We start from the raw sequence: 24654 nt of genomic DNA on the forward strand, positions 1-24654 counted from the left end.
ATTATTTCAGCCGCTTGGCGTGCCACTTCAGATGATCATCCATGAAGGTGGAAATAAAATTGTAGGAATGGTCGTAACCGTCCCGCATATGCAAGGTGAGCGATATGCCCGCCTCGCGGCAGGCTTCTTCCAGCAGCCAGGGGCGCAGGCCCTCATCCAGAAAACCGTCAGCCGTGCCCTGATCGACTAAAAATTCAGGAAAACGGTGGCCGTCCCTGATCAGCAAGGTTGCGTCATAGGCGCGCCAGTCTTTCTCATCCGGACCAAGATATTTTTCCAGTGCCGGCTGCGACCATCCGGCAGTGCTGGGTTGAGCAATGGGTGCAAAGGCTGAGCAACTGCGAAAGCGCTCCGGGTTTTTCAAGGCAATGGTCAATGCGCCATGCCCGCCCATTGAATGGCCGAATATGGCCTGCCTGCTCATGTCGGCGGGGAAGTTGGCGCCAATCAATTCCGGCAGCTCTTGCGTGATGTAAGAATACATGCGGTAATTTTGCGCATAAGGGGCTTGAGTGGCGTCCACATAAAAGCCTGCACCAGAACCGAACTGCCAATTGTCCTTTTCGTCGGGGATTGTTTCGCCGCGCGGGCTGGTGTCAGGACAGATGATCATCAGGCCCAGTTCAGCCGCCATGCGCCGGTATTCGCCCTTGTCCATCACATTGGCATGAGTGCAGGTGAGGCCGGATAAATACCACAAAACAGGCACCGGGCCATTTTCAGCCTGTGGCGGGGTGAAAACGGCAAAGGTCATATCGCAGGCGCAGCTTTCAGAAGCGTGCGTATAGACACCTTGAACCCCACCATGGACCTTTGCGGTCGAAACCGTTTTCATTATTGCCAATCCTTTATAAAGTCTGTCTCCCGAACCTAAGGGTCGGGATAAAGACATGCGTAAAAACAAAACTTAAAGCAAGCGCGTGAGCCTGAAAGATCACGACACGCTCAAGCCAGCCCGTGCCGGGCGGCTGCAACTGAGCCTACAAAAGGATTCGGGTCAAGGAGAGAGCCAGCATCTATTCTTGTGCGAGGCAGGTGTTGATGATGGCGCGCCCACTGGTCAGGTCATTAATCAGGGCAATGATTTGTTCAAGTTCAGGCACATGAACAGCAAGTGTCAGTTCGCCGCCCATTTCTGTGTATTTGCGCGCTGTTATCTGTATTGCGGCAATTGTCGAAAGCCGTGCCTCGACAAGGGCAAGGTCGGAAAAAATACAGGTGATGTTCAACGGCGTGGTTTCAATCAGAGGCGTTTTGGCAGCAGTGCGCAGACAAAGCGCTGCCGTTCCGCCATAGGCGCGTATCAGGCCGCCGCTTCCCAGCAATATTCCGCCAAACCAGCGGGTAACGACAACGGCCACGCGATCCAGAGACTGGCCGTCAATGGCTTGCAGGATGGGTTTGCCTGCGGTGCTGGAAGGCTCACCATCATCGCTGAAGCGGTAGTTCTGGCCCAGCCGCCATGCCCAGCAATTATGGTTGGCGGTAAGATCGGAATGCTGTGCGATGAAGGCCTTTGCAGCCATTTCGGAATCAATCGGGCCGGCAATGGCCAGAAAGCGGCTTTTCTTGATTTCCTGCCGGGCGTTTTCGGTGGTTATGAGGGTATGAAGCGTGGTCATGCACCTTCATAAAGCCAGTATGGCCTTTCGGCCAACCCGGCTTTGCTCAAACTGCTTTTGCTGACAGCTTGTTGAAATTATGAATGGTTGCTGCTTTCAGCGCGGAAACGGCAGTGAATAACGTTCATAGTTCTGTTCTGAAATGGCGCACCCGACAGGATTCGAACCTGTGACCTCTGCCTTCGGAGCAATTTGGGCTGACTATCCGAATTGCACGCTAGGACACGCTATGGCACGATATCCCACTGAAACTAATAGACAATTACTCTCGCCTCACCGAAATTCATATCCGAAGCTTCGCTCTGACTTTCCTCCTGCTGCTTCCGTGGCGCTTCCGCGGAAGCAGCGGGTTCACCAAGGAGGTATCGCATAATGGCCAAGCTGACGAAGCGCGTCGTGGACGCGGCAGCAGTCCGTGAGAAGGACTATTTCATCTGGGACGACGAACTGCCAGGTTTCGGCCTGCGCGTGTTCGCATCCGGCAAGCGCAGCTATCTGATCCAGTACCGGGCGGCAGGTCGAACCCGACGCTACACCATAGGTCTTCACGGAATCTGGACCGCAGAAACTGCGCGGCAAGAAGCCAAGGTGCAACTTGGCCGCGTAGCACAGGGTGACAACCCTTCAGAAGAACGCCTGCTCGACCATCAGGCGCTTACCGTGAAGGAGCTGTGCTCCATGTACCTGAAGGATCTCGACGCTGGCCTTATCCTCGGGAAAGGTGGTCGGCCGAAAAAGGCAACGACCATCATCACCGACACCGGCCGAATCCACCGACATATCACGCCCCTCATCGGCAACCGGCGCGTCAAAGATCTCACGAAAACCGACATCACCAAGGTCATGAAGGACATTATGGCCGGTAAAACCGCCGTGTCCGTCAAAACCAAGAAACTGCGTGGCAAGGCCGTCGTCACGGGCGGTGCCGGCACCGCCACGCGAACGATCGGGCTTCTGGGCGGCATCTTCACCTACGCAATGGAAGCCGGGATCATAACGACCAATCCGGCACATGGCATCCGCAAGCCGAAGGACAATGTTCGTGACCGGCGGCTGACGGAAGCCGAGTACAGGATTTTGGGGGAGATTCTTCGCGCAGCAGCCGAGAACCCAAAATTCACAATGACAGTCGATCTAATTCGTCAGATTGCGCTTACCGGATGTCGGCGAAGTGAAATTATCGGGCTCATGTGGCGCGAGGCCGACACCGACGCGAGCTGCCTGCGCCTGACAGACAGCAAGGAAGGTGCGTCCGTTCGCCCTGTCGGGCTTGCTGTCGTCGAATATCTGGAGGAGCGTCGAAAGACTGCGACGGGATCGTACGTCTTTCCCGGCCAGGACGAGGACAATGCATTTGGCAGCTTCCCAAATCATTGGAAACAGATTTTCAGAACCTCTCAGCTCGCCGATGTAACCCCGCACGTCCTCCGTCATAGCTTCGCGAGTATCGCCAATGACCTTGGGTTTACCGAGGTCACAATTGCCGCATTGGTTGGCCACTCTAAGGGAACCGTTACGAGCAAATATATCCATACTCTCGATACAGCCCTGATCATGGCTGCCGACACAATTTCTGGCTACATTCAGGGACTACTTGATGGGATTGAATTCAAGCAAACCGCCTATGCGCTGGATCGGAAATCGCGAAAGGCCGCACTCTCTCATTTCCTAGAAAAAGCCGTCAAATCTCCCAGCGTGGGTGAAGAGGATTTGAGCGTCGTTACCTAGATCGACGACCAGAACTGTTGCTCCGTAGTGAATCTGATCCGGCTTCACATTGTTGGCGATCTTATCGACCGTAGCGCATAGGCGTTCGGCGAGAGGCATTCCCGGAAGCGGCCCTGAGATTTCCAACGGATTGCCGAAATGAACTCCCGGCACGCGCGCGCTGGTCAAGGTCCGCTGCTATCTCCAGTGCCTGATGGGCGATCTCTTTATGGCGCGCTATTGGCGCCGCGATCTCAAGCGCTTTCACCTCGAAGTAGATGTCGCCGTTTCCATGATGGTGTACGAAGTCGGGTCGCTTCTGATTTAGTTTCCCGGTGCCAGGCGTCCGCTCAAGCTGCACGCCGCGGTCAGCCATAACAAGACAAAAAGATGCCTCCGCATATGCCTCATAGGCTTGGGCCATCTGCGTATAGTCTTCGGGACGGGCGATTGCCTTGAGCTTCTTACGCAGCTCCGCATTGAGGGCACCTATTGTTGGGTCGCTTGGAGCGCGCTGTTCGATCTCGCTGATACGTTCCTTTGATATCAAAGCTATCGGCACGCTCACGGTGAGGTCAGATACCATCTGCGCCACTCTTAGAAATTCTTGCGCAGCGGTAAGCGCCATCATCTTTTTCCTACATTATGTCGTGGTGCCTCTGTGCGGTCTGGCCAGTGAGACACGCACAACGTGCCTATGTCACACCATGCGGCGTCCATCCCAGCACCTGTTCTATCGCAGCGCGATACGGCGTCGCTATTTGCTGGGGAGCCTTCCGCACATATTCCTCAGCTCGGCCGCGGGCCTCATCTGCAAGTGATGCGAGATGCCCCAACACTTCGGCGGCCGAGGGGGTCCGATACTCCGACCTGATTTTCGGCTTGAGCGCTGTCCATACGACATGGGCAAAGCCTTTTCCTTCGGCCCAATGACCAATGGTATCGCTCGAACCGGTATCTGCGCTCCATGCGCCGATGCTCCGTCTAATGTTTGCTTCAGAAATTCCCTCCCGTGCAGCCAACGCTGCCTTCGCCTCGTGGAGCGTTTCGACATCAAGCTCGGCCCAGAGCGCGGTTATCATTGGCGCGCCTGGAGTAATGACAAGGGTTATCCGCTTGTCATTTGATTCGCGGGCGAACTCCAGCGGAAGGACGGGGCCGTCCGGCTGCCACTCGCCGCGAACCGGCAGAGTGCCCTGGCGCCATATCAGCGACCCCCAGCCCAAGCATACAATAGTCAAAATTTGCCTCCTCCCACTTCAATCGATGACGCGGATTTCCCGTTTCCAATGGTCGCAGAGATCAGCCCCGGCGCAGCTCTGGTTCCGTTTCAAGTGAGACGCCACCGAGGCCCTTTGGTGTACGCGATACCTATATTCCTGATCTGAACACCGATACTATCAAGATGAAAGCTCGAAATTTTTACTGATCCTCTGGGGGGGGATATGAAGCAATCCGACGACGTGGACCTAGTAGAGCCGCCAATCACTGCTGCAACGGCGACGCCGTCATTGCTTACTCAAACCGTCTCGATCGACGCCGCGTGCGTTGGCGACCGCTGGACAGCACAGGACGAGCCAACCCTTTCAAAGCTGATCGCGATCATCGCCATGGGTCAGGCAGCCTACGCCGCCTATGTTTTAAGAGAACTCCTTCCCGCCGCTCCAGCCTTCTCGGATGCAGATCTTTGCACCGAAGCGCGCATCAGGATGACCGTCCAGGAAGACGGTAAGAGTCCGCGTACCGGCTACCCGCGATGGCAGCGAGACGGTTTCATGTTCGAAGCCATCTCCTGGATCGCCGCGCGACAGGCCTATGGCCGCGATGTGCTCCTGAAAGACCCGCATGTGAGCGCCACATCCCAAGGGCTCGACGGCCTGATGATCGAACTTGCGGACGACAAATCTAAAGTCGTCATGACGACGGTCTTTGAAGACAAATGCACTGACAATCCCAGAGACACATTTCTTAAAAAGGTCATACCCGCTTTTCTTGATCGCCATCGCAACAAGCGCGCAGCCGAACTCGTCGCCACGGCCTCCGCGCTGCTCCGCATGGGGGGTATTGACGAAGGCGACGCCGCCAAGCTGGCGGCGAGTGTCATGGATCGCAGCCAACGGCGTTACCGAGCGGCCTTCGCCCTGCCCAAGGGCCAGGACAGCGAGGCCGAGCGGCAAAAGCTCTTTAAGGGTTACGATGCGCTGGACGGCCTCAGTCAGGAGCGCCGTGTGGGTGCCAGCCTGATAATCGAGGGCAAGGTCCGCGACTGGTTCGACGCCCTCTCGATCCAGGCGATTGCTTATCTCGGCGAACTCGAAGAGCAAGAGGCCTGAATGTTCGACGCAACCACAGCCCAGCTCTTGCGATCGGCGCCGCCTGTGCCGGGACTTGATCCTGACGACATACCGGCCCTCCTGACCAGCCACTTCGCCAATCTGGTATCGGCGCGATTGGGCGGCACGAGTGGCGCGCCCTCGGGCGATGAGGATTCCGGATGGTCGCTCGAGCGTATCTCGGACACTTATGAGCTGGTCACGTCACTCAATACCGACGGCACCTTGCGCAGGGCCGCTGCATTTGTCGCAGGCACGGCCCAACAGCTTCTCGCTCGCAGGCAAGTGGCTTCCGCGCCCGACGGACCCGCAGTGGCAAATATCGACCGGGATCGTGTCGACCCAACCATCGCGGCGTCACTGCTTTTCCTGGCCGCAGAGCAATATGCCGACGCCAATGAGGCTGCGGCCCAGATTCATGCTAGGCGCGAAGGCCAGTCGTATGAGGCGACAATTCTCGCCGAACACATCGCCAACCTTGCCCGTGGCCAGCTCAACCACATCGTCGAGCGGGCTGCTCGCTGGCGCACGCACCGGGGCGAACGAAGCCTGGACGAGCGAGCGCTCGCCGCATTGTTCGAGGCTCTCGCCACAGGTATCGAAATGCTTGCGGCCCGCTTACTCAACCTTCCGGTTCCTGAGACCGCCGCCGGTCGATTTGAAGCCCCGCGTCATGCCTTTCAGAGGGTGCTTCAGCTTTCCGCTGTGCTGGACGACCAACATAGTGATTTGCTCGGCGGAACTCTTCTGAACGCTTTCGCAGGTCCCCATCATCTGGCTGCGCTCCTGATCGCGGCGCACGACGGGATCGCGCAGGCTGCTTTGGCCGATCTGCCGCCTCCCGATGGAGCCGACGCACAGTTCTGGGCGAAGTGGATCCACGCCAGAGCCAGCCTCTTTCCCTACCTGTGGCCAAACCACCGCGATGCCATCGCCGTGGGCTTCCACCAGACCGGCAAATCCGCGGTCGTCGTCCTGCCCACCGGCGCGGGCAAGACGACGGTGTCGGCGCTGAAGCTGGCGGGCGCGCTCGCGCGAGGCAAGAAGGTCGTGTTCCTGGCGCCTACACATGCGCTTGTCGAACAGCTCACGGGCGACCTGCAGGAGATATTCCCCCAGGACCTCCTCGGCTCCGTCGTTTCCAGCGATTTCGATCTTCTGTTCCAGCTCGACGCGCAACTACGGGAAATCGAGGTAATGACCCCCGAACGATGTCTTGCGATGCTATCCTTCGCGCCCGAGGCATTTTCCGACGTCGGTCTTCTGGTGTTCGACGAATGCCATCTTCTCAGCCCGCAATCGGGCAAGATTCGGCGTGCACTAGACAGCATGCTGTGCGTACTCGCCTTCAACCATATCGCCCCGGACGCCGATCTCCTCTTCTTGTCCGCCATGCTGAAGAACGGACCCGAGTTCGGAGAGTGGATCAATCAGCTCACCGGCCGGGACTGCGTATGCGTCGATCTTCTCTGGAAGCCGAGCCGACAGGCACGCGGCGTCCTGATCTACAAGGACGAGGAAATCGACGCCGCAAAGAAGGCCGCCATGGCCGCTCAGCTTGCCGAGAACAGGAAGAAAGGAAAGCGGGCCAAAGGTCTTCGCGTCGCCGCCGCGCGCGAGCTGGTGGCGCATCCATGGGCGATTTGGGGCCTCCAGCACAATTGGCTGGGCCAGAAGACCGCTCATTGCGTCATGACGCAGGTGTTGGAAACTCCGGTCCAGCTAGCAGGTGACATCAAATACGGTCCGATCACCATCAAGCCGAACGCAAACGACGTCGCCGTGCGGCTCGCGGTTTCCGCTGCCCGCAGCGGCATCAAGTCCATCGTCTTCGTCAACACGAAGAACGACGCGGTTTCGGTGGCGAAGGATATAGCCACCGAGCTTGGTGATACGATCGACGCTACTGAGGCCGAGCGGGAGCGCTGGGATGCTTTGCAGGCAGAACTCGGCGATTTGAAGCACTCACTGCTCCCCGAGCCTGCCGTTGCCGTGCCACACAACTCGGCCATGCTTCGTCTGGAGCGCGATCTTGCAGAGCGCATGTTCAAGCGCGCGAACGGAGCCAAGGCGATCGTGGCAACACCAACGCTTGCCCAGGGCCTCAATCTGCCCGCCCATCTCGCTATTCTCGCCGGAGACAAGCGAGCCGATGCTGACAGCAAAGGCCGCGCCGATCTCGAAGCCCATGAGATACTGAACGCCGCCGCCCGAGCGGGGCGAGCAGGCCACCTCGCGAACGGCGTTGTCCTCCTCATCCCAGAGCCGATGATCAGCTTTACTGCCGGCAAGGCCTTGGGTTGGAAGGTGATCGAAAAGCTGAAGTCCGTCCTCCCCGAAGACGATCGCTGCGTGGTTATTTCAGACCCGCTCGAAATCGTACTCGACCGGCTCATGCAGGGGCAAACCGTTGATGCCGATGTTCGCTACGTCGTCAATCGCATGGCGGCGTTGCGTGAAGCCGAAGGCGTCGAAGAGCCCAACGTCCTATTCGATCTGCGCAAATCCTTTGGTGCCTTCGCCGCTCGCAAGCGTCACGCGGAAGCCGAGTTCGGAGCAAAGATCGCCGATCTCAAGAAGGCAATCGTGCAGGATGCCCCCGGTGACGTCGACAATATGACCGCCGAACTCGCCTCGCAGAGCGGACTGTCGATGAAATTGCTGCTGCGGCTTCGACAGCGGATCACCGATGGTGCTGGGGCATTACCCATCACGGTCAGCGATTGGCTAATTTGGACGATTGATTGGTTGTCTGCCGACGAGGATGCGCGCGGATCGCTCCTAAGCGATGTAAGCCGGCAAATCATGGGCTCCTGCGGTCGCAAGCGGGACACGGAGCTCAGCTCGGAGGAACTGCACCTTATCCTCCCAGGGCTCCTTGCGTGGATCAGTGGCGCACCACTCTGTGAGATCGAACGCGCCTTGGGGGGGAACCCTGATTCCACCTCCGATGCCGAAAAGATATGTCCGAGGGCGCGCGAGCTCGTAAGTGGCGTCGTGCCGCGAGGCCTTTCTTTCATAATGGGGCTTGTCTCACATATCGTTGACGAGGAAGATCCTTTTGACAAGCAAGTTGAGCTCGACCGACAACTAATTGAGTGCCTCGGTCCGGCTGTCCGAAAAGGGTACGACACACCCGCAAAGGTTTTACTGTCCGGCGAAAATCCAAAGATCCTCAGCCGCGTTCTGATCCATCGGTTGGCTGCGCAGGCCACCAGAACCTAATTCGATGTTGGCCACTAAACTTTCATACGACCCAAAGGCACCGTACTAACCGGTCTGGTGTACATCCCGGACTCTTAACCGGAAGCGCCTTGATTATCGCATGAACTTGTACGGACGGATCGCGATCCTGGATTGCCTTAGTATTGCGTTCAAGGACCGATCTGATGGTCAGGTAGGACGCGATGTCAGACCCAGATTTCAGTTCAACATGACGAAGGCTACTAGAATCCGTAGCTGCGTTTTCTTCGATATCCTATCTTGATGGGGAAAGCCTTCCCCTGAGGCCGAGCCTTAGTCTCGGCCTACACCTTCTGCGGGGAGACCCCGCAACACCCCCTCAGAGTGAGAGTGCGGACGGGTTTTCCGTGACGGGTTGAGGGCTGGGAGAGAGGCTTCCGGTGCCCGTCGCGGAGATCATCACGATGGCCAGACACGATCGCAGCCCCGTAGGCGGTGGCGCGCGCAGCAACCTTTACGACGACATCACCAACAAGATCATCGCAGAGCTGGAGCAAGGGCGGCTACCTTGGGTCCAGCCCTGGGGCGCGTCACCCGATACCGCCCCTCTGGGCCTGCCGAGAAATGCTTCAACCGGCCGCAGCTATTCCGGCATCAATATTCTGATCCTCTGGGGCGCTGTCATCCAGCACGGCTTCCCTGGTCAGGCGTGGCTGACTTTCCGCCAGGCGCTTTCGCTTGGCGGCAATGTCAGGAAGGGCGAGCGTGGCACGACTGTCGTTTATGCCGACCGTTTCACCCCCGAGGACGAGAAGCGCCGTGCCCGCGAAACAGGTGAGGATGCGCATGCCATTCCGTTCCTGAAGCGGTTCACGGTCTTTAACGCCGCGCAATGCGATGGCCTGCCCGATGAGATCACGGCAGTCGCGCCGCCACCGCCGCCGGGTCTGATCGAACCTCGGGTCGAGGCGCTGATCGGAGCCACCGGCATCGACTTCCGTATCGGTGGTAATCGCGCCTTCTATATGCCGTCCCTCGACTATGTGCAGGTGCCGCCTCCGCAAGCCTATTTCGAGCCGATCAACTGGCACCGCACGGCCCTGCACGAGCTGGGCCACGCCAGCGGTCATCACAGCCGTCTCAACCGCGATCTGACCGGCTCGTTTGGTTCGAAAAAATACGCCTTCGAGGAAATGATTGCGGAACAGACCGCGGCTTTCAGCTGCGCCGCGCTCGGGATCGTGCCGACCGTGCGCCATGCCGACTATATCGGGTCGTGGCTGGAGGTCATGCGCGAGGATTCCCGCGCCATTGTCCGCGCGGCCTCGCAGGCCAGCAAGGCGGCAGACTGGCTGCTTTCGCATCTGCCTGCCGAGCACACCGGAGAGCCGGATGCGAGCGAAACCGATCGGAGGGCTGCAGCATGATCCTCCTGACCGGCACACAGCGCGACCGTCTGCTAGCGAATAGTCGCCAGCGCGATCAGGATCACATCCCGGTCGTGAAGTTCTTCAACCCTCTCGGTGAAGGCGTCTGGCTCGCCACCGAACTGGATGGCGACATCATGTTCGGTCTGGCCGATCTCGGCCATCCCGAACTGGGTTCGTGGAGCCTTGGCGAGATGCAGTCAGTCCGGTTGCCCTTCGGCATGGGCATCGAGCGGGATCTGCTGTTCACCGGCGATTTCCCGATCTCCGTCTGGGCCGAGGCCGCTCGTGAGACCGGCAGCATCCGCGCCGCTGAACGTCTGCTCTACCGCGTCGGCGTGAGCTTTTCCCGCACATCCGCCGATACGGAAAGCCGGAGTGCCTGATTTCCGGGTTTCAGCTTCTGTGGCTGGCGTCGCTCTCTTCAGAGGAAGAGGGCGGCGCTTCGCTTCGTGACGGGCTGATAGCCGGAGAGAGAGGCTCACCGGCGTCCGTCATGGAGTAACTGACATGGCCACTGCCGTTCAGAAGATCACCCTGTCGTCCTCACGCGACATTCCCTTCAACAAGCTGGTTCTCAGCCAGTCCAACGTCCGGCGCGTCAAAGCCGGGATCTCGGTCGAGGAACTGGCCGAGTCCATCGCCCGTCGCGGCCTGATCCAGTCCCTGCATGTCCGCCCGGTGGTGGATGCCGAGGGCAAGGAAACCGGCATGTTCGAGGTGCCTGCCGGCGGTCGCCGGTTCCGCGCGCTGGAACTGCTGGTCAAGCAGAAGCGCCTCGCCAAAATCGCGCCGGTCCCGTGCGTGGTGTCGGAGGCCAGCGCCGATGTGCTGATCGACGAGGTGTCGCTCGCCGAGAATATCGAGCGCGCACCCTTGCATCCGCTCGACCAGTTCCGCGCTTTCCAGGCCATGCGCGAGAAAGGCATGACCGAGGAAGCGATCGCGGCCGCCTTCTTCGTTGACACGAAGGTGGTGAAACAGCGCCTGCGCCTTGCATCCGTTTCGCCCACGCTGCTGGAGACTTACGCCGAGGATGGTATGACGCTGGAGCAGCTCATGGCCTTCACCGTCAGCTCTGACCATGCCCGCCAGGAACAGGTCTGGGATGGGATCAAGGACGGCTGGCAGAAAGAGCCCTATACCATCCGGCGCATGCTGACCGAAACCACGGTCCGTGCCGCTGACAAGCGGGTGCTCTTCGTCGGCATCGACGCCTATGAGGAGGCTGGCGGCTGCGTGCTGCGCGATCTCTTCCAGCAAGACGATGGTGGCTGGCTACAAGATCCGGTGCTGCTCGACCGGCTGGTGGGCGAAAAGTTGAAGGCGGAAGCCGAAGCCATCGCTGCCGAAGGGTGGAAGTGGGTCGAGGTCGCCATGACCTTCCCCTACGGTCACGATCATGGACTGCGGCAGCTTGTCGGCACCACGGTCGACCTGACCGAGGAAGAGCGCATGAGGCGCGAGACGCTGCGCAAAGAGTATGACCGGCTCGAAGCAGACTATGTCGAGGCCGATGAACTGCCGGACGAGATCGACGCCCGACTCGGTGAGATCGAACAGGCGCTTGAAACCTTCGAGCGCCGTCCGATGACCTTCGATCCGGATCAGACGGCCAAGGCGGGTGTCTTCATCAGCATAGACGTCGATGGCGCATTGCTGGTCGAGCGCGGCTATGTTCGCGCCGAGGATGAAACGCCTTCGGAACCGGAGGCAGAGATAATCGACCCGGAAACCGGCGAAGTGATCCAGCGGGCAGAACCGGAGGCAAGCCGCATGCGTGCGGTTATCACGCTGGGCGGCCAACAGGTCGAAACGGAGGAGGAAGACGAGGCCGACACCATCAAGCCGCTGCCCGATCGTCTGGTCAGCGAACTGACCGCGCATCGCACCCTGGCGCTGCGGGATGCGGTTGCGGTGAACCCGCATGTCGCCATGACCGCGCTGCTGCACCGGCTGGTCATGGATTGCTTCATGCCGCATTCCAGCAAGGGCTGCCTGGAAGCGCAGGTCCGGGAGGTCCATCTGCCGGCACAGGCCGAGGATCTGCGCGATAGCGCTTCCGCCAAGGCCATTGCAGACCGGCACGAACGCTGGGGCGATCATGTCCCGGCAGACGATGCCGCCCTCTGGGATTGGCTGACCGATCTGGACGATGGTTCGCGCATGGATCTGCTCGCCCATTGCGTCAGCTTCGGTGTCAACGCGCTCTATGAAAAGCCCAACCCTTACAGCGGTACGGGCGTCAGCCAGCACGGGCTGGGCATCCGCCTGTCGCAGGCTGACCGGCTGGCCCGTTCGACCGGCCTCGACATGGTGGCGGTGGGCTGGCGGCCTACAGTTGGCAATTATCTAGGCCGCGTGACCAAGCCGCGTATCCTTGAAGCTGTGCGCGAAGGGGCCGGAGACCGGGCCGCAGATCTGATCGGACACCTCAAGAAGGGCGACATGGCCAAGGAAGCCGAACGCCTGCTGGCCGATTCCGGCTGGCTGCCTGAGCCGCTGCGCATGGTGGACGATAGTATCGAAGTCGATACGGCATCGGGCGCTGCGGCGGAAGCCGACGATCTGCCCGACTTCCTCTCCGGCGATGGCGAGGACGATCCGGCTGACGACGAGGAAGAACAGCATATGGTCGCTGCTGAATAGCACTCATGCGGGGCGGCTTCGGTCGCCCCGTTTATCGCCCTCCGTTTCCGCAACTCGCCCGATCCTCGTGATCGGGCTTTTTCTTTGGAGAGCCGCCATGCCGGCCATGATCGACATCGATAAGATTTTTCTGGAAGACCGCGAACACCCCCCGTCGGATCGTACCTTACCGTGGACCGAAACCCGCGATGGCATCACTGTTGTCGTGGAGCCAAAGCCCCATTGGGCCGAAGACATGCGGGTGTTCCTGCTCGATGCCCGTGAATATTGCCGCTACGCCGAGTGGACAGCTCATGGTGCTCGTGCCCGTTTCTTCGGTCATATCGATACTTCAGGCGATGACCTGATAATGAAAGCGCGCGCGATGATCGCCCGAGAAATTGCAGATGGGCTTTGGAGCTGAAGACCCGATCGCAGGGTTCGGGCCGTTAGGATGCGAGGTCTGCACCGGACGGGTCCAATCCGGCTTCACCATGCAATCCGCCATCTCCATCAGGACAAGCGGCAGCCATCTCTGGCCTGAAGGGAACATGATCCTGATGCCAGCATGGTGGCAAGACTGGCGCGGCAGAGCATCTGCGACGGGTATCCGGCATCCTGTCAGATGCGAAGAACCACCCCCGATTCCATTCGCAAACCTTGGTCCGATCCGTCTCTTTGACATTCAACCCCAAAGGGGTCGGCTTACGCGCGCGTGCCGCCCTCGGGGATTCGGAAAAAGTCCGAACGCCCTCGGGTGATTGCAGATCCGGTCAGACACTTCGGGCGCCTGTCGCGCGGGGGATGGTCCCCCGCCTCCAAAGACAGGAGCCGGAACCCATGTCCTATGCAGATGCCACCGCCTTCGCCGCCAGCCTCGCCGCCACGCTGATGGTCGAGATCGTCGTGTTCCAGGCCGGGGACGGCACCCACGCCGCTTGTCCCGCCGCCGAGTTCGACGGCGACGACGACATGGTAAAGCTGGAGCTGGATCCTTGGGGGTAAGGCGCGACCGCGCCTCATCCCCGACGGCCTGGCCGCGACAAGCTCGCGACCCGGCCTTCAGCGCGTCGCGATGGTTGCCCATCGTCGACGGCGGAACCGGGCTGCCCCGGTCAGAGAGGAAGAGTGCGGGCCGTTCGGCCGTGACGGGTTGAGGGTCGGAGAGAGAGGCTCACCGGCGCCCGTCATGGAGTGATCCCGATGACCTTTGTCCGTTCCGAAACCTTCCGTTCCATCGGTCAGATTCTGGCTGTCGATATTCTGCCGGCGCTTTATCGAGCGCAAAAGCTGCCGCTGCGCATCTCTTGCCTGGGCGTCGCCAGCTATGACGCCAGTGACGCGGCGAACAGCTTCGACCGCGTGATCCCGCTTGGCGAATGCCCGTCACCGGAAGAGGCCATCCAGGCCGCAGCCTTGCGCGTGGCGCGCGGTGATATTTGCACGGGGCCGGACAGCTTCCCGTATTTTCAGCCGCGCATCATGCTCATTCAGGACCGAGATCAGCGCCTGGTCCTCGCCGGTGAAATCCGCGCCGGCATTATCCTCTGGCAACAGCCAGTCGCATCCGATGCCGAGGCACGCAGGATCGTGACCGAGGCCAGCCGCTTGCGCGGTATGGCATTCCGGGCCTCGGACCCCGGTGATGCGAGACGGCTGCGTTATCGCGCCGCTGCGCTGGAGGCCCGGTTGGCCGATCCCTTCTGGCGCGAAACCTCGGCCGATCTGCTCCGCCTGCCGCAGGCCGCCTGAGCTTAACCCTTTCCATCCCATTCGGCTCGGCCATACGCCGGGCCATGTCATGCCTGGAGACCGCCATGGCCGACTATTACACGCATTTTTCTTGCCTCCTCGACGTAGGCACCCCCGAAAACGCTGCCCGCGCGCTTGATCTCTACAACGCTCTGGCGGATGACAATGCCGCTGAGGATCCGCCCTCGGATGGCTTCCTGCTCTCCATCCAGCCAGAACATGGTGGCACACAGCTCTGGATGCGTGATGATGTCACGGGTGACCCTGAGCATGTCATCCAATTCGTCAAACGCTGCGCTGCCGAATTTGGCCTGAGCGGATTGTGGGGTTTCCAGTACGCAAATAGCTGCTCGAAACCGCGCATCGACGGCTTCGGCGGTGGTGCGCATGTCCTCGATCTTGCCACCGGCGAAACAGTGGACTGGATCTATACTGACGGCTGGCTTTCCTCGGTTTTGGAAGGGAGAGATCCCTATGCCTGAGATCATCGAAACCACCGTCTATCGCTTGGGAGAACTTTCCGACGCGGCGAAGGACAAGGCCCGCGCCTGGTATCGTGAGGGCGGCTTCGACTATGACTGGTACGATGCCGTCTATGAGGATTTCCAGCGCATCGCCGAAATCCTCGGGCTCAACCTCAAGACCCGCACCGTCCGGTTGATGGGCGGCGGCACACGGCTGGAACCGTGCATCTGGTTCCGGGGCTTCTGGTCACAAGGGGACGGTGCCTGCTTCGAATCTCTCTATTCCTACCGCAAACAGGCGCCGCACCTGATCCGGGAATACGCCCCGCAGGACACCGAACTGCACCGCATCGCCGATGCCCTTCAGGCGATCCAGCGCCGCAACTTCTATCAGATTCGCGCAGAGGCCAGCCATCGCGGCCATTATTATCACGAATACTGCATGTCGATCTCGGTCGAGCGCGACAGCCCGACCTGGCAGGACATGACCGCCGATGCCGAGGAGACGATCATCGAGGCGTTGCGCGATCTGGCCCGCTGGCTCTACCGCCAGCTTGAGCGCGAATATGACTATCTGTCCTCGGACGAAGCGGTCGATGAAACCATCGCCGCCAATGAATACACGTTCACCGAAGCCGGTCGCCGCTTCGGATGATCCCGAGAAGACACTGACAAGCGCCCCGCCGTCCGGTCGGGGCGCTTTTTCATGCTGCGCTTTGAGAGTGAGAGGTGGGCCGGAAAGGGTCAGGTCCGGGTGGTCGAGAGAGAGCGCTGTCCGGGCTTGTCCTTCCCGCTCTCCTGAGGTTCCCGACATGAACATGGTTTTCCCCGTAGCCGATCCGGTCACACCGCTGGCGGCCGCGCCTGCGATCCTGGCTGCGGCCAATCTCCTGCTCCCCCATCTCGAACGCGGTCAGCGTGTCGATGCCGCCACCTTGCGCGGTGCTATGGAAACGGCCTTCGGCGCGTCCGATGCTACCGGCGTCTGGGACTGGAAGATGGCTTATGAGGCGTGCGAGGTCGCAACGGTTCTCTTCCTGCGCAAATACGGAAAGGCGCTTTTCCGTAAGGCCGCGTCTCCGGCTACACGGGTTTCCGTGTTGGCAAAGATCGCGGGACTATTGCCCACGCAGACCCGGCGTTCCGAGGAAAGCCAGAACTTCCAGCAATTTTCGACGCCGATCCCCCTCGGCCTTGCCGCTCTGACGGCCGCCGCGATCACACCTGATGACAGGGTGCTGGAACCATCGGCGGGCACCGGCCTTCTGGCGATCCTGGCGCAGACCATCGGTGGCTCGCTGGTCCTCAACGAACTGGCCGAGACCCGCGCCGATCTGCTTGCCCAGATCTTTCCGGCTTTTGCCGTCACCCGCTTCGACGCCGCCCAGATCGACGATCATCTGGCCCCGGATGCCGTCCCGTCCGTGGTGCTGATGAACCCGCCATTCTCGGTCATGGCCAATGTCAGTGGGCGTGTCGCCGATGCGGCCTACCGCCATGTTGCCTCGGCGCTGGCCCGTCTTGCACCGGGCGGTCGGCTGGTGACGATCACCGGCGCAGGCTTTGGCCCCGAAGCTCCGGCATGGCGGGACGCCTTCATCCGCTTGCAGGCCCGTGGCCGCGTGGTGTTCAGCGCCGCCGTAGATGGCGCGGTCTATGCAAAGCACGGCACCACGATCGACACGCGGCTGACCGTGATCGACAAACTGCCCGCCGACGATCCCGCCAGTTTGCCGGCTTCGCCGGGGATCGCGCCTGATGTTGCCACGCTGATCAGATGGATCGAGGAACAGGTTCCGCCGCGCCTGCCAGTGTCATTGCCGAAGATCGTGGTTTCCGCTTCGGCCACCGCGCCGAAGACCGTGCGGGGCTATCTCGAACGCTCGGCGGTTACGCGATCTGTCGCTGCTTCGGCCAATGATCCTGATGGCGTCGAACTCGCCTATGACACTGTGGACTGGACGCCACCGGACGGCGCTCGCCTGTCCGATGCGATCTATGAGGAGTATGCGCTGCAATCGCTGCGCATTGCTGGCGCGCAGCCGCATCCGACCAAGCTGGTGCAATCCGCCGCCATGGCCTCGGTCGCACCGCCGAAGCCTTCCTACCGGCCCATGCTGCCCGCTGACATCTGCGCGCGTCTGTCGGACGCCCAGCTTGAAACGGTGATCTATGCTGGTGAAGCCCATGCCGATCATCTCGCGGGTGCATGGACCGTGGACGAGCATTTCGACAATGTGAGCGCTGCACCCGAGGATGCTGCCGGATCGATCCGCTTTCGCCGGGGCTTCATGCTCGGTGACGGCACCGGCGCTGGCAAGGGCCGCCAGTCCGCCGCCATCATTCTCGACAACTGGCTGCGCGGACGTCGCAAGGCGATCTGGATATCCAAATCCGACAAGCTGATCGAGGATGCTCAGCGCGACTGGTCAGCGCTTGGCATGGAGCGTCTGCTTGTCACGCCACTGTCGCGCTTCCCGCAAGGCAAGCAGATCACGCTGTCAGAAGGCATCCTTTTTACCACCTATGCCACGCTGCGCTCCGACGATCGGGGGGAGAAGGTTTCCCGCGTCAAGCAGATCGTTGAATGGTTGGGGTCCGATTTCGATGGAGCCATTATCTTCGACGAGAGCCATTCCATGCAGAATGCCGGTGGCGGAAAAGGTGAACGCGGTGATGTCGCCGCCTCGCAGCAGGGACGTGCGGGCCTGCGGCTTCAGCACGCGCTGCCCGACGCCCGCGTCGTCTATGTCTCGGCGACTGGCGCCACCACCGTCCATAATCTCGCCTATGCTCAGCGCCTCGGCCTCTGGGGCGGTGAGGACTTTCCGTTCCAGACCCGCGCCGAGTTCGTCGAGGCGATCGAATCCGGTGGCGTTGCGGCCATGGAGGTCCTGGCCCGGGACCTGCGATCTCTCGGCCTCTATACCGCCCGCTCACTCTCCTATGATGGCGTCGAATATGAACTGATCGAGCATCAGCTCACGGACGAACAGCGGCACATTTACGACTCATATGCTGCCGCCTTCGCTGTCATTCATGGAAACCTGGACGCGGCGATGGAAGCCGCCAACATCACCGGCAGCGAGGGGACGCTGAACCGGCAGGCCAAATCCGCCGCCCGTTCGGCCTTTGAAAGCACCAAGCAGCGCTTCTTTGGCCATCTGCTGACCTCCATGAAAACACCGACCCTGATCCGCTCCATTGAGGCCGATCTGGAAGCGGGCCATGCCGCTGTCATCCAGATTGTCTCGACCGGCGAAGCGCTGATGGAGCGGCGGCTGTCCGAGATCCCGACCGAGGAATGGAACGATATTTCCGTCGATGTCACTCCGAGGGAATATGTCGGCTCGTATTTGCAGCATTCCTTTCCGGTGCAGCTCTATGAACCCTTCACCGATGGCGAGGGCAACCTGTCGTCACGCCCCGTCTTCCGCGACGGTCAGGCGGTTGAGTGCCGCGAAGCTGTAGCGCGACGCGACGAGATGCTGGAGCAGCTGGGTTCGCTTCCACCTGTCCCGGGTGCGCTCGACCAGATCGTGCAGCGCTTCGGCACGGATATGGTGGCGGAGGTTACGGGGCGTTCGCGCCGGATCGTGCGCAAGGGCGACGGTGCATCGACACGCCTTGCGGTCGAGAACCGTGCACCCTCTGCCAACCTTGCCGAGACTTCGGCCTTCATGGATGACCAGAAGCGCGTTCTGGTCTTCTCTGATGCCGGTGGCACGGGACGCAGCTATCACGCCGAACTCTCGGCGCGGAACCAACGACTGCGCGTCCATTATCTGCTGGAACCGGGCTGGAAGGCAGATGCCGCCATTCAGGTGGGCCGCACCAACCGCACCAATCAGGCGCAGCCGCCGCTCTTCCGACCCATCGCCACGGATGTCAAAGCCGAGAAGCGGTTCCTCTCGACCATCGCCCGCCGCCTCGACACGCTGGGCGCCATCACACGCGGCCAGCGCCAGACCGGCGGTCAGGGGCTGTTCCGTCCCGAGGATAATCTGGAATCCGCCTATGCTCGCGATGCGTTGCGCCAACTTTATCTGCTGATCGTGCGCGGCAAGGTCGAGGGATGCTCGCTGGAGCGGTTTGAATCCGCCACAGGGCTGAAGCTGATGGACAGCAACGGGGTGAAGGACGAACTGCCGCCAATCACCACCTTCCTCAACCGCCTGCTGGCGCTGACCATCGAGTTGCAGGGCATTCTGTTCTCGGCCTTCGAGCAGCTTCTGCAGGCGCGTATCGACGGGGCGATTGCATCCGGCACCTATGACATGGGGCTGGAAACGCTGAAGGCGGAGAGCTTCATCGTCACCGACCGGCAGGTGATCCACACCCATCCGGGCACCGGCGCGGAAACGCGGCTCCTGACCCTGACAGAGCGCAAACGCAATCAGCCGGTCACGCTCGATGCAGCCCTGGCGGAACTGGATGATCCCCGCGCAAGATTACTCATCAACGAGCGATCCGGTCGTGCCGCCGTGCAGATCCCGACCACCAGCGTCATGCTGGATGATGGCGAGATCGAACGGCGCGTGCGGCTGATCCGGCCCATGCAGGCGATGAACATTCCGGTGCGGGCGATGGGCGAGACCCATTGGATAGAGGCCGACCGTGCCGCCTTCAGTTCAGGCTGGAAGGCGGAACTGGCCGAGGTGCCGGAGTTCACCGATAATATCCTGCATATGGTGACTGGGCTTTTGCTGCCGATCTGGAAACGCCTGCCGCAGGAAACCTCCCGCGTCTATCGGCTCCAGACCGACGAGGGCGAACGCATCATCGGTCGTCGGGTATCGCCGGCCTGGGCCACCAATGCCTCGACCAGCGGCGTTACCAGCAACCTGTCACCGGATACCGCCTATGCCGCGCTGATCGAAGGTCGCACGATTCTCGATCTTGCCGAAGGGCTGCAACTGCGCCGCGTCCGCGTCATGGGCGCCAACCGGATCGAACTGACCGGCTTCACCGATGCAATGCGTGACCGGTTGCGGGCCTATGGCCTCTTCAGCGAGATCATCTCGTGGAAACTGCGCTTCTTCGTGCCAGTCGATGCAACGGGGCCGGAGATTACGGCCAAGCTGCTGCATCGCTTTCCGGTTGAGCGCATTGGTGAGCGGGAGGCCGTATAATGGCGCGTCTCAACGCTTCCGAACTCGCGCAGCGTCTCGGCCGACAGGCCGAGGCGGTATGCAGGTACTATCTGTCGAATGGTCGCAAGCAGGGCAATTACTGGCAGGTCGGCGATGTCCGAAATACGGCTGGCCGCTCCATGTTCGTCCGGTTGCACGACAGCGTGAAAGGCATTGCCGGCAAATGGCAGGACTCGGCCACGGGTGAATATGGCGATCTGCTGGACGTGATCCGGGACTCGCTCGGCCTGATCGACTTCGCAGATGTTGCCGAAGAGGCCCGGCGCTTCCTCAGCCTGCCGCATCCTGAACCGCAGCCTCCATCGCGCCCGTCCCGAACGCCAGCACCATCGGGATCATCCGAGGCAGCACGCCGCCTCTGGCGCATGACGCAGCCGCTGATCGGCAGTACCGCAGAAGCGTATTTACGCGGTCGCGGCATTACGGATTTACGCCAAACCGCAAATCTGCGCTTCCATCCCAACTGCTACTGGCGGCCCGAGGACGATGGCACGACCGAAACATGGCCCGCCATGATCGCCGCCGTCACCGACCTCGATGGCAGGATCACCGGTGCGCACCGCACATGGCTGGCCCCTGACGGTTCCGGCAAGGCACCTGTCGATCCGCCGAGGAAGGCAATGGGCGACCTGCTCGGACATGCGGTTCGTTTCGGGTGCGTGAGGGATGTCATGGCAGCGGGGGAAGGTATCGAAACCATCCTGTCGCTGCGTCAGGCTCTGCCAACCATGCCGATGGTTTCCGCGCTCTCGGCCGGACACCTCGCTGCCATCCTGTTCCCGCCGCAACTGCGCAGGCTCTATATCGTCCGCGACAACGATCCGGCAGGTGACAGCGCCCGCGATAGCCTGGTGGACCGGGCGCACGAAGTCGGGATCGAGGCCATCACGCTCTCGCCCATGATGGGGGACTTCAACGAAGATCTCGCAACTTACGGGCTGGATGCCGTTCGGGCAGAAATCCGGGTGCAAATCGCTCCCGAGGACGTCTGCCGCTTCATGGCTTCAAGTGCATAGCCGGTACGGGGCCGTGATCGGGCCGTTCCGATCCTGTCATGCGCGCAGGCTGCATCCTGTCACCAGCAGAGGACCGCGCCTTGGCCTTCCGAGAGGGCGATCGGCCCACAAACGCTCCGGTCAGGCAATGGCGGCGCCCGACTGATTTCCGTCGGCGGGCAAGCCCGCCTTTACAGCGCGAAACAAATCAGCCGGGCTTTGCCATCAAGGCCCTCGCCAGAGGCTCGCGCTGCCAGACCGGAGCGCCCGTGAGCTTTCGTCGCCATGAAGGCCGCGACGGTCGCGGTCCAACTGACGGAAGCATCCCATGTACGCGCACGACGATTTCGAACCCGATCACAGCACGTCCCCGACCGGCCATGCCATCGAAGAACTTGAACTCTACGGCTACCGCCCCTCGGAAGACGAGGCCGATCCCCGCACTACACCCGAAGATCACGTCATCCAGGGCGCAGTCTCGGACATCTTCGACGCCCTGATTTCCACCATGGCCGACACCAGCCTCGATTTCGACCTCGACGAGATCCTCTGGTCCACCGTCAACACCTTCCACCGCGCTGTCGAGCGGATCGAGACCAAACTCGACGATAACGAGCAGGCACAGAAGCGCCTTCAGCGTGAACAGGATGGCAGCGAGGTCAAATCCGTCCAGCTCGAAACCCTGATCGGCGCGGGACAAAGCCTGATCGAGCGCCGCGACAGCATGGAAACCTTCCGCGATACCGCCGCCGACATCTATCTGCGCACCACCGGAACGCCCTGGTCGCAACGCTCCGGCTCACGGGTCAACCATCGCCAGATGACCTCGGCCATGATCGACAGCCGCGACTTCATCGCCGCAAAACGCCGGGCCGACAACGAGGTGCTGCTGCCCGCCGGACCGAAAATCGCTTTCTCGGGCGGTGACGCCACCGATCACCGGACGATCTGGGCCAAGCTCGATCAGGTCCACGCCAAGCACCCGGACATGGTGCTGATGCATGGCGGATCGCCCAAGGGCGCGGAACGCATCGCGGCCACATGGGCCAATAACCGCAAGGTCGCACAGGTCGCCTTCAAACCTGACTGGGCGAAACATGCCAAGGCAGCACCGTTCAAGCGCAACGACCAGATGCTTGGCATCATGCCGATCGGGGTCATCATCTTCCCCGGCACGGGCATTCAGGACAACCTTGCCGACAAGGCCCGCAAGATGGGCATCCCGGTCTATCGTTTCGGGACCGGCAGCGCGTGAGCGCTGCCTGTTCGGCATAAGCACTACTGCAATAGCGCCAGGTCGTCCCAACGAATTCGGACATAACGGCCTGAGCGCTTTGGCAATTGCTTGCGGCTGACCATTCGCCCGGAGACCTGGAATTCCGCATTAATTTTGACCACGAGCAGCTTGCTGAAATGCCTCGATGTATCCACCATCACTACGTCCTTGGTCTTGAAAGGTGTGATGGTTTTGATTTCGACATGATCGTTTTCGAGCCTGCCGTCCGAACCTTGCGCGTAGGTCTTGTTCAACTTGATGCCGTAGGTGATGGCACCGAACAGCTCACCGATGTCGCCATACACGGACAAATGCAGGCCCGTCTCCAGATGGTAGCTCTCAGCGAGTGAGATCAGGTCCTCAAAATACGGGATCATTGATCGGATGGCGTTTGGATACTTCGCTCCCCACTCCTTGTGACGAAGCTGCTCATCGATGTCTGACCAGCTTACCCATTCGCCATCGTCGTAAAATGCCCGATCTGACCAATCGACTTCTGTCATAAAGTTTAACCCGCATCCTTCCGCCCAACGATATGGTCATCGTAGAGGTGCAGCAGATACTGGTCCACCAGACGCATAAGCTTTCTCATTCAAACTGCGAGTTTTCGGACAGGCCTGGCCTCGAAAGCCATCGCTTCTCGCGCGGTGAGAGAAATGCTGCTATGCTGTGATTGCGCCATGGTGGTGGTGGAAGGCGCAGCCGTCCAACCTTTTGCACGGAGTCACCACCATGATCGTTCTCGGAATTCTTGTTTCCATTGCAGCCATCGGTACCATGTGCTGGCTGCTGTTCAATCTCGCCGTCTTCGCCCTGCCGTTCTTTATCGGCCTGAACGCAGGCATATGGGCCATTGGCACGGGCGCTGGCTGGCTTGGCGGCATCCTCATCGGTCTTATCGCTGCGGGTCTGACACTGGCGGTCGGTCAGGGCCTGCTCATGCTGGTTCGTCCGATCTGGGCACGGCTGCTGATCGCTTTGGCCTTCGTCGCCCCGGCGGGCATGGCCGGGTTTTACGCTACGCTCGGGATCGTCAAACACATGATGCCGTCCGAGACCTGGCAGATCATCTTCTCGGTGGTCGGTGCGGTCGCGGTGGGCGTGACAGCTTTTCTGCGCGTTGCAGGCATGGCGGCAACCGGCCCTGCGGACAGGAACCTTGCACGCACCTGAACTGGAGTGACCCGTAGAGGCAGGACCAGAAGCGGATACGGATCATCTGCCGTCTTCGTCAGGAGGCGGGTGGGTAGATGCGTGTGGATCCCGGGGCAGCGTGAGGCACAGGCACGGTCCATAGGAGTGCAGGACGGTCAGTGCCAGCATTCGAGGACTGGCCAAAAACCGGTTGGGGCAATGCCGATAACACAGGCCGGAGAAAAGGATGTGCACGGCCTGAAACGCCGGGGGCCAGACAAGCCGGTGCGCCGGTCAGGTCATACTGATGCAGCCTCGAGGTTGCCACCGTCCCCGTTCAACCCCCGTGTCTCGACCGCTCCAAACGGCCTCTTCAATGGCCTGATCTGGCCGAAAACCAGCGCGATGCGCTTCGACCGCTCTAGCGCAACAGCGTCGTCACAACTTTCTTCCCCTGCCGGCAAAGCCGACATTCCGCGCGGAACAAGAAAGTTTCTCCTGTGCTGTCCAGCCCCCAAAGGGGGTGCGCTAGCGTTCGTCTCCGGCCGGTCGATCGCCATAGAGGCCGCAATGGTGCGGGCTCGAAAACGGAAAACGGAGACTTAAATTGGCAACCATCGGCACCTTCAAGAAGACCGGCTCGAACGAATTCACCGGCGAAATCGTCACCCTCAGCGTCCAGGCCAAGGGCGTGCGCATCATCCCCGACCTGCGCGCCACCGGCGAGAACGCCCCCAGCCACCGCGTTCTGGTCGGTCGCGCCGAAATCGGCGCCGCTTGGTCCAAGCGCTCCAACGAGGGCCGCGACTATCTGGGCCTCAAGCTGGACGATCCAAGCTTCAACGCTCCGATCTACGCCAATCTCTTCGACGAAGAAGACGGCGAAACCTTCTCCCTCATCTGGTCCCGCCCCAACGGTCGCCGCGGCGACTGAGGCGCGGAACAAAGGCTCCGACCGCAAGGTCGGGGCCTTTCCCGTG

At 60.9% G+C, this 24654-nt stretch carries 21 protein-coding genes; 16 read left to right on the forward strand and 5 right to left on the reverse strand.

Features of this window, described 5'->3' with window-relative positions:
- Position 1: 1 nt before the first annotated feature.
- Both fghA and ACFPLB_RS07995 read right to left on the reverse strand, forming a co-directional pair.
- Entirely contained in the window at positions 2–835 is an 834-nt protein-coding gene (gene fghA / locus ACFPLB_RS07990) for an S-formylglutathione hydrolase (RefSeq protein ID WP_378228834.1), read from the reverse strand.
- 181 nt (positions 836–1016) lie between these two features.
- Complete coding sequence (locus ACFPLB_RS07995) at positions 1017–1622, reverse strand: IMPACT family protein (protein WP_378228835.1); 606 nt, start codon at positions 1620–1622, stop codon at positions 1017–1019.
- A gap of 372 nt (positions 1623–1994) precedes the next feature.
- Between ACFPLB_RS07995 and ACFPLB_RS08000 the strand changes: the two genes are divergently transcribed.
- Complete coding sequence (locus ACFPLB_RS08000) at positions 1995–3350, forward strand: tyrosine-type recombinase/integrase (RefSeq protein ID WP_378228836.1); 1356 nt, start codon at positions 1995–1997, stop codon at positions 3348–3350.
- A gap of 61 nt (positions 3351–3411) precedes the next feature.
- On the opposite strand, the gene ACFPLB_RS08005 is transcribed toward ACFPLB_RS08000, so the two are convergent.
- Together ACFPLB_RS08005 and ACFPLB_RS08010 are read right to left on the reverse strand one after the other, a co-directional pair.
- Complete coding sequence (locus ACFPLB_RS08005; RefSeq protein ID WP_378228837.1) at positions 3412–3960, reverse strand: hypothetical protein; 549 nt, start codon at positions 3958–3960, stop codon at positions 3412–3414.
- A 64-nt stretch (positions 3961–4024) separates the two neighbouring features.
- The gene (locus ACFPLB_RS08010) at positions 4025–4570 is read right to left on the reverse strand and encodes a hypothetical protein (protein ID WP_378228838.1); all 546 of its coding nucleotides are present in this window, start codon (positions 4568–4570) and stop codon (positions 4025–4027) included.
- Between the two features lie 204 nt (positions 4571–4774).
- Here ACFPLB_RS08010 and ACFPLB_RS08015 point away from each other — a divergent pair, with 204 nt between their 5' ends.
- From ACFPLB_RS08015 to ACFPLB_RS08075, 13 genes are all read left to right on the forward strand, one after another.
- A complete protein-coding gene (locus ACFPLB_RS08015; RefSeq protein WP_378228839.1) occupies positions 4775–5662 on the forward strand; it encodes a hypothetical protein in 888 nt (295 codons plus the stop codon).
- A complete protein-coding gene (locus ACFPLB_RS08020; protein ID WP_378228840.1) occupies positions 5663–8887 on the forward strand; it encodes a DEAD/DEAH box helicase in 3225 nt (1074 codons plus the stop codon). It abuts the gene before it with no gap.
- A 422-nt stretch (positions 8888–9309) separates the two neighbouring features.
- Positions 9310–10272 carry an ArdC family protein gene (locus ACFPLB_RS08025; RefSeq protein ID WP_378228841.1) on the forward strand — a complete coding sequence of 321 codons (963 nt, stop codon included), beginning with the start codon at positions 9310–9312 and terminating at the stop codon, positions 10270–10272.
- Complete coding sequence (locus ACFPLB_RS08030) at positions 10269–10658, forward strand: DUF2958 domain-containing protein (RefSeq protein ID WP_378228842.1); 390 nt, start codon at positions 10269–10271, stop codon at positions 10656–10658. Before ACFPLB_RS08025 ends, ACFPLB_RS08030 begins: the two co-directional genes overlap by 4 nt.
- A gap of 124 nt (positions 10659–10782) precedes the next feature.
- A complete protein-coding gene (locus tag ACFPLB_RS08035) occupies positions 10783–12921 on the forward strand; it encodes a ParB/RepB/Spo0J family partition protein (protein WP_378228843.1) in 2139 nt (712 codons plus the stop codon).
- A 97-nt stretch (positions 12922–13018) separates the two neighbouring features.
- Complete coding sequence (locus ACFPLB_RS08040) at positions 13019–13324, forward strand: hypothetical protein (RefSeq protein ID WP_293333937.1); 306 nt, start codon at positions 13019–13021, stop codon at positions 13322–13324.
- A 416-nt stretch (positions 13325–13740) separates the two neighbouring features.
- Positions 13741–13905, forward strand: a complete 165-nt coding sequence (locus tag ACFPLB_RS08045; RefSeq protein ID WP_015740132.1) for a hypothetical protein — start codon at positions 13741–13743, stop codon at positions 13903–13905.
- Positions 13906–14103: 198 nt separating this feature from the next.
- Positions 14104–14652, forward strand: a complete 549-nt coding sequence (locus ACFPLB_RS08050) for a hypothetical protein (protein WP_378228844.1) — start codon at positions 14104–14106, stop codon at positions 14650–14652.
- Positions 14653–14717: 65 nt separating this feature from the next.
- Complete coding sequence (locus ACFPLB_RS08055) at positions 14718–15134, forward strand: hypothetical protein (RefSeq protein WP_378228845.1); 417 nt, start codon at positions 14718–14720, stop codon at positions 15132–15134.
- Positions 15127–15771 carry an antitoxin of toxin-antitoxin stability system gene (locus ACFPLB_RS08060; RefSeq protein ID WP_378228846.1) on the forward strand — a complete coding sequence of 215 codons (645 nt, stop codon included), beginning with the start codon at positions 15127–15129 and terminating at the stop codon, positions 15769–15771. Before ACFPLB_RS08055 ends, ACFPLB_RS08060 begins: the two co-directional genes overlap by 8 nt.
- A gap of 157 nt (positions 15772–15928) precedes the next feature.
- Positions 15929–20248: a strawberry notch-like NTP hydrolase domain-containing protein gene (locus tag ACFPLB_RS08065; protein WP_378228847.1), complete on the forward strand. Its 4320-nt coding sequence runs from the start codon at positions 15929–15931 to the stop codon at positions 20246–20248.
- Positions 20248–21285: a DUF7146 domain-containing protein gene (locus ACFPLB_RS08070; RefSeq protein ID WP_378228848.1), complete on the forward strand. Its 1038-nt coding sequence runs from the start codon at positions 20248–20250 to the stop codon at positions 21283–21285. Before ACFPLB_RS08065 ends, ACFPLB_RS08070 begins: the two co-directional genes overlap by 1 nt.
- Positions 21286–21592: 307 nt before the next feature.
- Complete coding sequence (locus ACFPLB_RS08075) at positions 21593–22519, forward strand: DUF2493 domain-containing protein (RefSeq protein WP_378228849.1); 927 nt, start codon at positions 21593–21595, stop codon at positions 22517–22519.
- A gap of 23 nt (positions 22520–22542) precedes the next feature.
- On the opposite strand, the gene ACFPLB_RS08080 is transcribed toward ACFPLB_RS08075, so the two are convergent.
- A complete protein-coding gene (locus ACFPLB_RS08080; protein WP_378228850.1) occupies positions 22543–23043 on the reverse strand; it encodes a hypothetical protein in 501 nt (166 codons plus the stop codon).
- A 229-nt stretch (positions 23044–23272) separates the two neighbouring features.
- Here ACFPLB_RS08080 and ACFPLB_RS08085 point away from each other — a divergent pair, with 229 nt between their 5' ends.
- Positions 23273–23713: a hypothetical protein gene (locus ACFPLB_RS08085; protein ID WP_378228851.1), complete on the forward strand. Its 441-nt coding sequence runs from the start codon at positions 23273–23275 to the stop codon at positions 23711–23713.
- A 568-nt stretch (positions 23714–24281) separates the two neighbouring features.
- Positions 24282–24608, forward strand: coding sequence for a DUF736 domain-containing protein (locus ACFPLB_RS08090; protein ID WP_009450558.1), 327 nt, complete (start codon positions 24282–24284; stop codon positions 24606–24608).
- The last annotated feature ends 46 nt before the right edge of the window (positions 24609–24654 follow it).

Source organism: Aquamicrobium segne, from assembly GCF_042656785.1.
GTDB lineage: Bacteria > Pseudomonadota > Alphaproteobacteria > Rhizobiales > Rhizobiaceae > Mesorhizobium > Mesorhizobium segne.